Origin of the sequence: Paenibacillus terrae (assembly GCF_000943545.1) — a bacterium.
Lineage (GTDB): Bacteria > Bacillota > Bacilli > Paenibacillales > Paenibacillaceae > Paenibacillus > Paenibacillus terrae_A.
In genome coordinates, this window is sequence record NZ_JTHP01000115.1 from 1 (window position 1) to 10980 (window position 10980).

Here is a 10980-nt window from a genome sequence, read left to right on the forward strand (position 1 = left end):
ACACGACGACTTCATACATCGCGCATAATGCCTTGTCGTTCAGCGGCAAATCACTACGCTCCATACAGGCCAGCATATATCGTAGTTTAAAAGCGTAAATGCCGCAGTTCCAGAGCGCACCCTGGCTGATAAGCTGTTGCGCCCCCAGGCGATCCGGCTTTTCTGTGAAGCGGGCAACTGACGCATAGGAGATGTTCCCTTTCCTTATCCCTCCCTGATCTGGAACGATATAGCCGTATTGGTCGGAGGGATGAGTGGGCCTTGTCCCAAGCATGGCCAGATCGGCTCCACTATCCAGCAACAGACTGGAGAGTGCCGCTACACTGTGGAAGAAATCCTCCCCCGCAAACATATCCGCTGGAGCGATACAAACAATTTCGTCCAGCCCCACGCCTCTGGCGTGAAAATGAGCAGCTGCCAGTGCAGCTGCGGTGAAGGTTCCCCGTTTGGCCGGCTCGCCTAGAACGGGCAGACGACCTTCCGTATGGCGAAATGCTAAATTTACCTGGCTCCGATGAGCCAGCAGCAGGGCAGAGGAATCCAGCCCGGCTATAGTAAGCTGTCGAACCACCCGACTGAGCATAGATTCCTGTTGCCCGTCAGGGGCAGGCAGCAGTCGGAGAAACAGCTTCGAGCGGATATCGTTGGACAATGGCCACAGCCGTTTTCCAGCACCACCGCATAACAATACGATGTGCACAGGCACTTCCTCCTTTGATACAGATTCATTGTGAAACGAATCATTTTGTGGAATTTTGTTGCTTTTTAACAATCTGATATACCTTACGTTGATGAAAGGATAAAGAACGATGGCTTTTAGCGAAGGCATCCAATTGTTTTTGCGAGAGGGAAGATGCCCGACTATGAAGCGCTTTATTAAGTGACTTGCGCAAAATCATCCGAGTGGGCTGCTTGCTGTACAGATCGTTGGCATACGTCTCATATTCGGAAAAACCAAACTGCTTTTTCCGGTCTATACTTTGGATAATCGCGTTATACCAAGGCTTTCCATGACGGGCCTCAATAACCTGCTTGAGGCGGGTGAGCTGCGCTTTTTCAAACAGCATATAGTGAGTAACAAAGGACTTCGGCGAGGGAGCCTTCACGCCCATCAGCTTGCGGTAGGTGCGGAAATACTCAGGCTGGCTCCAACTCCGATAGTAAAATATCGTTTTGCCGTCCTTCCGAAACGCATGTGGACGAATCAAAATCGTATCCGCATCAATGACGAGAAAGAAAGGAGCTTTACTAATTTTATCGCCGTTCATTTTGAGCAATTGCTGATATAGCCAGCCTGAGCGATCCCAGCGTGCTGTACCGTAACGAATATGATTTTTTGTGATGGGCAGCACCGTCTTTTCGTCTACAAATGTACAGCTTTTGCTGGCACACAATCGACGAATTCCAGTGCTTTGCGGTGAAACGATATAAATCGTTCCAATTCGGTGCTGTACGTGACGGCGCAGACTGTCTATCACCAGCGGTAATGTGGCAATATCTTTATCAATTGCAGGAATCAGAACATCGATTGTAAGGGAACCCTTCCGTGGCCCATCTGATTGCGCTGACATGCTATTCACTCCCCTATATATGCAAATGTACGCGTCTGGCGTCTTACATTATCGTATGCCTGGACAGGCAACTTCGACCGGGCAAGGCCAATCGTCCATTTCTAAGCAGTACAGGGCTGATGTAGCTTTCGGATGGGGAGTTGGTGCATACGATGGATTGATCTTTTTTTAACAGGAGCGTTCTACCCTGAGATTAGAGAGGAGAGGAGCAAGTGAAATCTTCACAAGCACAGGCTTTGCGCAGCAAGTGGCATAAGACCAAATTGCTGCTCCCGCATCGCGGCATCAAGCCGTTTGTACCGGATACCCGGAGATATACCAAAGCCAATTTGAAGTCAATGCTGGAAAAGTACGGTATGGTCTATGTAAAACCCGACCGAGGTACATTCGGTAAAGGTGTAATGAGAGTAGAACAGGAAGGTCAGCGTTTTGCCTATCAACATGAGGAAAAGCGTTTGGAGTTCAAAAATGTAGAGGCACTATACGCCAGCCTGTCGAAGAAAACGGGGAAGAAAAGCTATCTCATTCAAAAGGGAATCCATTTACTACGCCATCAGAAGCGTTATTTTGATATCCGGGTCATGGTGCAGCGCAATGCAAAAGGTCCATGGGAATCTACCGGAATTATTGGCCGGCTAGGTCATCCTCGTAAAATTGTAACCAATTATCATAGCGGCGGTAAGCCGATGGCACTGACGGAGCTGCTAAAGACCCATTTATCTCAAAGCAAGCAGGCTGAGCTGATAAAGAAGCTGAATGCCCTGGGCATTACCATTGCCACACAACTGCAAAAAACATATCCGAATTTCCGCCAAATTGGAGTAGACATTGGACTGGAGCGCACCTTTACCCCATGGATTATTGAAGTGAATACGAAGCCTGATCCGTATATTTTTAATCAATTAAAGGATAAGTCGATGTACCGCAAAGTTTTAAGCTATTGGCGACTGGCCAATGAAAAGAGAAAGGCTACAGTTCCAAGCAAAGATAAAGATAAGGATAAAGATAAAAATAAGAATGAGGATAAGGATAAGGCTAAAAAAATAGACTCTAAAAAAGCAAAAAGTTCATGAGCGAGGAATTACTTCGGTGACTGTAGTTCTGAATGGATAAATAAAAGGATGAATGCCTTGTCGATTCATCCTTTTTACATACTCGATTTTCCTGTTTTATTGCTGATCGAAAATGAATGTAATGAGAAAAGTGGAATTGGAAAAGCTATATGAAAACAATGAGAACTGAGGTCTTGATATATGGAACTATGGGAAACCATGTTAAGGTCAATATCCGCATTTACCCTAATGATGCTTATAGCACGTATATTGGGCAAATCGACTATTGCGCAAATGACCTACCATGATTTTGTGGCTGCCATTACATTGGGGGCCATCACCGCGAATCTTGCCTATAATAACACAATAAGTATAAAGATTTTACTAACATCCTTGCTTGCATTTACCGGAATTTCTTACTTGCTAATGTTTTTTTCCATGAAGAACCGGAAACTGAGAGACTGGCTTTCGGGAAAACCAACCGTGTTGATTCAGGAAGGAAAAATTTTGGAGAGCAATATGAGAAAGCTTAAGATTACACTGGATACACTGAATCAGGAGCTAAGAAGTAAAAATATTTTTAATATTCAAGACGTTCACTATGCCGTACTCGAAATGAATGGAGCCATTTCCGTATTACCCAAGTGGGAAAGTAAACCTGTAACCAGAAAAGATTTGCATTTGGACGATCGTTCTGAACATATTTTTCCTATTGAATTGATTATGGACGGGAGCATTATTGAAGCTAATTTGAAGGACAATGACATTACAACAGAGTGGCTACATTCACAGATAAAAAAGAAGGGGCTTTCAATTGAAAACATCAATTATGCTGTAATCAGTTCTAATGGAAGTATATATTTTGATGAATATAAGGATCGAATCAAACATCCTGTTGATAAAGAATGAATGGATTTGATTTCATTAACATTAAAGGTATATAATAGATGTGTTATAATAAGTAAATGTAGACATATAAAATGATTTAGAGGAGGAATCGGCTATGAAATCATTTAAGTATGCTTTGGAGAAAAAGGAACCCAGAACCGGACCGGGAGGTATCACACGTGGGGCTTCGGTCCATGATTTTCCTGTATCGGAAGGAATAGCAGGGGTTTCTATGCGTTTGGAGCCAGGTGGAATGCGTGAGCTTCACTGGCATGCCAATGCGGCTGAATGGGCCTATGTGATTAGCGGCTCCTGTCGGACAACGGTGATCCATCCGGACGGTTCTTCATATGTCGATATTTTCAATCCCGGTGATGTCTGGTATTTCCCTCGTGGTTATGGTCATTCAATTCAAGGTCTTGGTCCTGGTGAGTGTCATTTTATACTGATTTTTGATAATGGAGATTTTTCGGAGGACCACACGTTCAGCATAACGGATTTCATCGCTCAGACTCCTGCGGAGGTTGTCATGCAGAATCTGGGACTTGCAGCCGACGAACTGGCTCTTTTGCCAGATAAGGAAGCCTATTTTGTAAAAGGACCTGTACCTTCTAACGATTCTCATAATGCATATCCTCGAGTTTCTTCCGATCTGATCACTAAACATCGGTATCCTTTAATGGCCAAACAGCCCAGATTGGCACCGGGCGGAGGGACACAGCGGACGGTTACGGTAGAAGATTTCCCGATTTCTTCGACTATGGCAGGATCTGTGATTGAGCTGGAGCCGGGCGGATTGCGAGAAATGCACTGGCATCCCAATGCGGATGAATGGCAATATTATTTGGATGGTAATGCAGAAATGACTGTATTTCTCGCTGAAGGGAATGCAGTGACAGAGCAGTTTGAAGCCGGAGATGTGGGGTATGTACCCATGGGAGCCGGACATTATATTAAAAATATCGGTTCTGAGGTATGCCGCATTTTGATTGGCTTTAACAGCGGTCATTACGAAGCCATTGATTTGAGTGAGTGGCTGGCTGGGAACCCTGTTGATGTATTAGCAACGAATCTGAGCCTTCCTAGAGAAATAGCGAATAAACTGCCTCATAAATCGGTCTTTATCGCTTCAAAATCCAAATCATAAAACAACGAAACAGCCTGCTTTTTGCTCCCGTATGTATGGGTGAGCAGAAAGTGGGCTATTAGTCATGGTTTCGTTTCTGTTACTATTAAAAATTTTATACAGTGAATTTAGAATTGAACAACCTGCAACCCTGTGCTATTCTAATACGAAAGTGAAGGTTAACGTAGTAAAAGTGATTTTTTATTATGCTCATAAACATCAGATGATATGATCAATAGGAGGATAAACATGAATTCTGTCATCGAACTTAACAATGTAAGCTGGAAAAGGGACAATCGCACCATACTGGATCAAATTAACTGGCAAGTAGCCGAAGGAGAGCATTGGGCTGTACTCGGATTGAATGGATCAGGCAAAACAACGATGCTTAACATGATTAATGGTTACATATGGCCAACTACAGGCAGTGTCGGTGTGCTGGGTCATACCTTCGGGGATGTGGATCTGAGGGAACTGCGCAAATCCATCGGTTGGGTCAGTTCCTCTTTACAGGAAAGAATCAATGGCAGTCAGCGCACGCAGGATGTTGTCATTAGCGGCAAATTTGCCTCCATTGGACTTTATGATCAAACAACGGATACAGATTATGAGCAGGCCGTACAACTCATGACCCAACTGGGCTGTGCTCACCTCGTGGACCGATTGTATCATGGGTGCTCACAGGGGGAAAAGCAAAAAGTGCTTATTGCCCGTGCGCTGATGGCCTCGCCCAAGCTGCTGATTTTGGACGAGGCGTGTAACGGACTGGACTTCTTTTCCAGGGAAGCTTTACTAACCAGCATCCGTCAGCTGTCCGAGTCTCCTGGTGCGCCGAATTTGCTGTATGTTACACATCATATAGAAGAAATTCTACCCATGTACACGCATACCATTCTGATTCGCCGGGGTACCGTTTTTGCCAAAGGCAAAACGACTGATATTCTGAGCAGTGAAACGCTTAGCGATTTTTTTGAAACACCGGTGCAGGTGGAGTGGAGACAGGATCGTGCATGGCTCTCTATGGTGTAGAGAGTCAATGCAGTTTATTCTTTTTCAATCCTGACTACAATGACATAAGAGAACCATTGTAGAGAGGTGAATGAATGTCAGAGCATCCATTACAATCTTTTGTAAAAACGGCGAAAGATCACTTAGAGGACATGATGAACGTCAATACGACCATTGGAGAACCGGTTACCGTGTCTGACGGCACCATTATCATACCGGTTTGTAAAGTGAGCTATGGCTTTGCGGCAGGTGGAAGCGATTGGGAAAGGCGCAATCAGCAAGCCGCAAGGGTGACGCCGTCATTCGGTGGAGGTATGGGCGGAGGTGTGTCCGTAACACCTCTCGCAATTTTAATAATCGGCAAAATGGGCGTTCAAACGATCTACCTGGATAACTCTCCTACTGTATACGACAAGATTTTGGATATGGCCCCACATCTTTTGGATAAATTGAACAATCTTATTAAGCAATACCAAACAGGAGATGATAACAGTCAGTGAATCAGGTCTGACTCGTTTGGGTATGCAGAGGCTGCCAACGGGGTTATGCAGTCGTTTTGAATAGGAAAAGAGTTGTTTTTCCTTACTACCAGATTTTTGGCCTCTGACTGGCTACGGCAGGGGGGCTGTTCATTGTGCGCCATAACATATTGTCCATTGGGAAGCAGCTGTCGAGCTTTAATATTATCGTTCAGCAACAGCAATAAATATTGGATGACGACAGATTGATGTTCTTCATTCAATAGCGGGCACATTAATTCAATCCGCTTGTCCATATTTCTGGTCATCCAGTCTGCACTGGATAGCCACAATTGGGGCGTGCCGGCATTCTCAAAATAAAAAATTCGGGAATGCTCCAAAAATCGGCCGACAATACTGCGAACGGTAATATTGTCGCTCAGTCCGGGAATTCCTGGACGCAAGCAGCAGATGCCACGAACGATCAGATCAATTCGGACGCCTGCCTGGGAAGCGGAATATAGTTCGTCGACCAACTGTTTATTCGATAGCGAGTTCATTTTGGCTATAATCCTTGCAGGCTTGCCGCTCAAGGCATTTTCCACTTCGCGCTGAATGCAGCCCAACAACCGTTGTTTCAAATGCGCCGGAGCTACACTGAGGTAATGCCACTGGCTCGGGGCGGAAAATCCCGTAATTTTGTTGAATAAGCTGGAGACATCTTCGCTGATCTCCGGATAGGAAGAGAACAGTCCGATATCTGTAAATATTTGCGCCGATACTTCATTGTAATTTCCGGTGGCGACATGAATGTAACGTCTAAGAGAATCCGCTTCCTTACGTACAACCAAAATCATTTTGGCATGAATTTTTAACCCGGGCAGGCCGTAAATGACATGACATCCTGATTTTTCCAATTCTTTTGCCCATTCGATATTTCGCGCTTCATCGAACCGTGCTTTCAATTCGACGACTACAGTGACCTGCTTTCCTGCTTCTGCAGCTTGATTCAAAGATCGGATAATCCGTGAATTACCGTTTACGCGATACAAGGTCATTTTAATAGCCATAACGGATGGATCGGCAGCAGCATGTTCGACAAAATCGTTAACAACGTCAAACGATTCATACGGATGAAATAAGAGAACATCTCTTTTCCGCAGCACTGAAAAAAAATCGTCTGTCTTCGTAAACTCTCGCGGATAAAGAGGATCAAATCTCGAATGCTTGAGATGCTCATAACCCTCGATCGAATTGGCGAATGACATGAAGTAGCTTAAGTCAATAGGCCCATCATTCGTAATTAAAAAATGGCTTTCAATTTCCAGTTCTTTTTCTAGTAATTCCAGTGCAAATGGATCAAATCCCTTTTCTATTTCCAAACGAATCGGAGTGCCCCATTTTCTTGCGCGCAATACTTTCTCCACTTCATCAAGGATATCTTCAGCCTCTTCCTCGTTTAAATCAAGGTCTGCATTGCGAGTTAAACGGAATGTATGGAAAGTAACAGGCGTATACGTAGTAAACAAAGTGTGAATATGCTGCTTAATCAAATCTTCGAGCAAAATAAACTGCCAATGACCTTGCTCTGATAGAGACGGAACTTTTATATACCTGGGCAGATTGGACGGAATTTCAACCAAGGCAATATAAAAGTCCTTGCCCGATGCATCGGAAGGCGGCTTCAAACTGACGGCCAAATATACACTTTTCGAACGAATCAGAGGAAAAGGGCGGCTTTTATCGATAGCTAGAGGAGTTAGCACAGGAAATACTTTTTCAAGATAATAGGTTTCCATTTCTTTCTGCTGAGCAGGATTAAGCTCGCAATAAGCAGTAAAAACAAGGCTCTCCGCCTTTAGCAGTTGAATAATCCGTGCATGGGTTGCATACTGATCTGCTACTAATTGCTCAATCATGGCGATTACTTTATCTTGTAACTGTTGCGGGGTAAAGCCAGTGAAATCGATCTCTTGATTGCCCGCTCTAATTTTATCCATAAGTCCTGCGACCCTGACACTGACAAATTCATCCAGATTGGTGGAAACAATCGATATGAACTTTGTTCGCTCCAACAGAGGAGTGCTTTCGTCTTGCGCTTCCTCAAGAACACGTCTGTTAAATTGAAGCCAGCTTATTTCACGATTAATATAGTTCACAGCTCATGCCTCCATCTGCTTATTCTTTTTTTCTAAATAATAAATACCGTATCTTTTGGAACAATTGCCATGTGGCGCTGAGGCGAATCGTAATCGTGTCGGGAATATTCTCATGTTCGTTTTTAGTCATGATTGTCAGGCTCCTCTCGTTATTAAAATGGGGAAAACTCGCTAAACGAAGTTAGCGAGTTATATGGATATTTTGTTATTTATTCGTGAGACGTTGTCGTCTGCATTGCATCCACGACCGGGCTCGTTATGGACTCGGTTACTTTCGATGCGTACTGTGTCATGTTGCTGACCAAACGATTGTTAAGAAGCACATTGCCTGCTTGCATTCCAACTGTTTGGCCCATACTGTTCCCTAACAACCCACCAACAACGGAACCAAGGACTGTCCCTACTCCTGGCAGCAACGAAGTTCCAAGGATAGCCCCATACTCAATACCAGCCATGACGCCGAGTGCTCCTGTCAGATTCCCCGACGTATGAACCATATAATCTTTGTTATCCATTTGTCCTTTCGTCAAGCTAATGGTATTCTGCAGTTGGGTTATACCTCCGGAGATAAGACCTCCCCATAATGAACCGCCTTGAAGCATGCTGATCACTCCTTTATTTGATTTTTTGTTACTCCCGAATATTAGTTCCCCATTATGCGTTTTTTTAATTATTTTCATTTGTATTCTTTTCTTCGATTTGTACTGCTTCTGCGGACTGTAGCTCTCTAGTGCTGTCTTTGACTTGATCCGCGAGCTCAAGCACAATTCCTGCTCCTTTAACAGCAAGTTTGCGTGCGGCTTTTCGGGCTTCGGGGGACACAGCAAGTGCTACGGCCGCAGCAGCGAAAATAATACCGAGCGGTGATTTAACCACAATACACTCTCCTTAAAAAGTTGTTAGTAAAATAATTCCTTTAAATAAGAATTTTATACTAGATTACATTTAGAAAATAAAATGCATATTTTGCTAACTATTGTTAACCATAAGCAAAGTCGATTTTGGCTTTTGATATGGAAGAGGGGGTTAAATATGGTATTGCTGCGAAACAAAAACAGGTTTCTTCATGTCCTTCCTGGCAGGATACGGATAGAAATTTACGGCTTGCAGGGAAGCAAAGCTGCCGCAGAGCTTTTATCCAAAAGTCTGTCCGCTTGTAGTGGAATTTACAGAGCGGAACCCTGTACAGTGACGGGCAGAGTGCTGCTTCTTTACGATGTAAAGCTTGTTTCTGAGCAGCACATTTTCCATATACTCCGTGAAACAGAAGATCGGATTTGTTCGGCCAATCTAACAGCCCGCCCGGATATCCAAAACGAGGCTACCGGGTCGAAGGAAGCGGAGCGGGAAGCTGCCGCTACCCAGGTTGAATTGGATATTCCTTGTGATCTGCCGATGATTCCTACGACACCTAAGACCAATACGGGCGAGCCAAGGGAAAAAATCCCCATTGCATTGGCTATTTCCATGAGCGGTTTAGCCGTGCTGGGAATCAAGCAGGCCTTTTTCGGACGCTCAGCCCTGGCAAGAAGCCCGGCGCCGTTCTTTTTATCGGCGCTCGTATCTGTCGTAACCGGCTACCCTTTTCTCAAACGAGGAATTCAGACCTATTCGGAAAAGAAAAAAATAAACTCCGATCTCATTTTAGGTACAAGCGCTCTCGCTCTCGCGCTTATGCGCGAAAATCTTGTAGTGCTTGCCGGACTCAGCATTTTGCAATATGTGAACTGGAAGCGAAGCCACTCTGCATTAAATGGACAGCAAGAGGTTTCTTTATCACCGGAAATTCAAACATATAGCGATAAAGCAGGCAGATTAGGTTTTATTGCAGCTGGAATGACGTGGGCCGTTACCCGGAATCCGCTTCGTGCAATCGCTGTGCTTCTGGCAGCAAATCCGCGGGTGATGACCGTACCTGCTCAGTATGCCTGGAAACAGGCCGAGCTCGTTTCAGGAGAAAGAAAATACGTGATTCCGGAAAAAGGATCATTATCCCAACTCGCTCGAACGAAAACGATTTTATTCGAAGATGCATCACTCCTGTTTAACCGTTCAGAGATTGAAGAAATTCAATGCATGGTGGAGAAGGAGCAAGATGCGGATAAAGCGATATGTTTGGCGGCTTCATTAATGGAGAAAACAGAACATCCTTGGAAAGAAGAGGTGCTCAGCAAGGCGAAACGGACTTGCCGGACGATCCGCACAGCTTTTCATGTGGAAGAAGAGCCACAGGGTATAAAGGGAAAAGTCAATGATAGACAGGTTATCATTGGCAGCTACAAATACATGGAGGAACACGGTATTGATTGCAGTTTCTATGAGCTTAAATCAAAGAGGCTTGCTAGAAAAGAATACGACGTTCTTTTGGTCGGAAGCCAGGGGGATGCCAAAGGCGAATGTTTTGGGTTAATTGCCAGACATCGGCTATCACCGGTCAATGAATATGGCTCTGCCGCCTTTTCACTCAGCGAAAAAGGCTGGCGGCTTGGTCTGTTGCATAACAGCCTTCATATCAGTACTGACGAGCTTTCCCAATACCGAATGGATACAAGCTGGTCATCTTTTGAACAAGGCGAAGTGATTGAACGGATTGCTGAACTCAAGCAGCATGGCGAAGAGGTTTTATTTGTCACCGGTCTGGAGCAAAATCCGCTCAATGAGTTTTATAAAGAAGCAGGAATCCAGACGATTTCCATTCATGAGCTGCAACATATACAG

11 protein-coding genes are annotated in these 10980 nt (G+C 44.6%); 6 read left to right on the plus strand and 5 right to left on the minus strand.

Going from position 1 to position 10980, the window contains the following annotated elements; genetic code table 11:
- A partial coding sequence (locus QD47_RS27815; protein WP_044649167.1) for a sugar phosphate nucleotidyltransferase occupies nucleotides 1-700 on the minus strand: 700 nt, incomplete at its 3' end.
- A gap of 40 nt (nucleotides 701-740) precedes the next feature.
- Nucleotides 741-1571 carry a DUF6492 family protein gene (locus QD47_RS27820; RefSeq protein WP_044649168.1) on the minus strand — a complete coding sequence of 277 codons (831 nt, stop codon included), beginning with the start codon at nucleotides 1569-1571 and terminating at the stop codon, nucleotides 741-743.
- Between the two features lie 212 nt (nucleotides 1572-1783).
- On the opposite strand from QD47_RS27820, the gene QD47_RS27825 reads away from it, so the two are divergent.
- The 5 genes from QD47_RS27825 (at nucleotide 1784) to ytfJ (ending at nucleotide 6145) form a co-directional block, all read left to right on the plus strand.
- On the plus strand, nucleotides 1784-2644 hold the full coding sequence (locus QD47_RS27825) for a YheC/YheD family protein (protein WP_044649169.1): 861 nt from the start codon (nucleotides 1784-1786) through the stop codon (nucleotides 2642-2644).
- Nucleotides 2645-2824: 180 nt separating this feature from the next.
- On the plus strand, nucleotides 2825-3532 hold the full coding sequence (locus QD47_RS27830; protein WP_044649170.1) for a DUF421 domain-containing protein: 708 nt from the start codon (nucleotides 2825-2827) through the stop codon (nucleotides 3530-3532).
- 94 nt (nucleotides 3533-3626) lie between these two features.
- On the plus strand, nucleotides 3627-4658 hold the full coding sequence (locus QD47_RS27835; RefSeq protein WP_044649171.1) for a cupin domain-containing protein: 1032 nt from the start codon (nucleotides 3627-3629) through the stop codon (nucleotides 4656-4658).
- Between the two features lie 228 nt (nucleotides 4659-4886).
- Entirely contained in the window at nucleotides 4887-5666 is a 780-nt protein-coding gene (locus QD47_RS27840) for an ABC transporter ATP-binding protein (protein ID WP_044649172.1), read from the plus strand.
- A 74-nt stretch (nucleotides 5667-5740) separates the two neighbouring features.
- Complete coding sequence (ytfJ, locus tag QD47_RS27845) at nucleotides 5741-6145, plus strand: GerW family sporulation protein (RefSeq protein ID WP_044649173.1); 405 nt, start codon at nucleotides 5741-5743, stop codon at nucleotides 6143-6145.
- On the opposite strand, the gene ppk1 is transcribed toward ytfJ, so the two are convergent.
- The 3 genes from ppk1 to QD47_RS27860 form a co-directional block, all read right to left on the minus strand.
- The gene (gene ppk1, locus QD47_RS27850; RefSeq protein WP_044649174.1) at nucleotides 6139-8262 is read right to left on the minus strand and encodes a polyphosphate kinase 1; all 2124 of its coding nucleotides are present in this window, start codon (nucleotides 8260-8262) and stop codon (nucleotides 6139-6141) included. The two genes, ytfJ and ppk1, sit on opposite strands and share 7 nt — an antisense overlap.
- A gap of 209 nt (nucleotides 8263-8471) precedes the next feature.
- Entirely contained in the window at nucleotides 8472-8864 is a 393-nt protein-coding gene (locus QD47_RS27855; protein ID WP_044649177.1) for a hypothetical protein, read from the minus strand.
- 64 nt (nucleotides 8865-8928) lie between these two features.
- Nucleotides 8929-9138, minus strand: a complete 210-nt coding sequence (locus QD47_RS27860; RefSeq protein WP_044649175.1) for a hypothetical protein — start codon at nucleotides 9136-9138, stop codon at nucleotides 8929-8931.
- Nucleotides 9139-9294: 156 nt separating this feature from the next.
- Here QD47_RS27860 and QD47_RS27865 point away from each other — a divergent pair.
- Nucleotides 9295-10980, plus strand: a 1686-nt coding sequence (locus tag QD47_RS27865) for an HMA2 domain-containing protein (protein ID WP_044649176.1), incomplete at its 3' end; no start/stop codon positions are given.

What these genes read in the sequence shown, in the direction of transcription:
- QD47_RS27835 (WP_044649171.1), top strand. Translation starts at nt 3,627, where the DNA reads ATGAAATCATTTAAGTATGCTTTGGAGAAAAAGGAACCCAGAACCGGA.
- QD47_RS27830 (WP_044649170.1), top strand. Translation starts at nt 2,825, where the DNA reads ATGGAACTATGGGAAACCATGTTAAGGTCAATATCCGCATTTACCCTA.
- QD47_RS27820 (WP_044649168.1), bottom strand. Translation starts at nt 1,571, where the DNA reads ATGTCAGCGCAATCAGATGGGCCACGGAAGGGTTCCCTTACAATCGAT.
- QD47_RS27840 (WP_044649172.1), top strand. Translation starts at nt 4,887, where the DNA reads ATGAATTCTGTCATCGAACTTAACAATGTAAGCTGGAAAAGGGACAAT.
- ytfJ (WP_044649173.1), top strand. Translation starts at nt 5,741, where the DNA reads ATGTCAGAGCATCCATTACAATCTTTTGTAAAAACGGCGAAAGATCAC.
- QD47_RS27855 (WP_044649177.1), bottom strand. Translation starts at nt 8,864, where the DNA reads ATGCTTCAAGGCGGTTCATTATGGGGAGGTCTTATCTCCGGAGGTATA.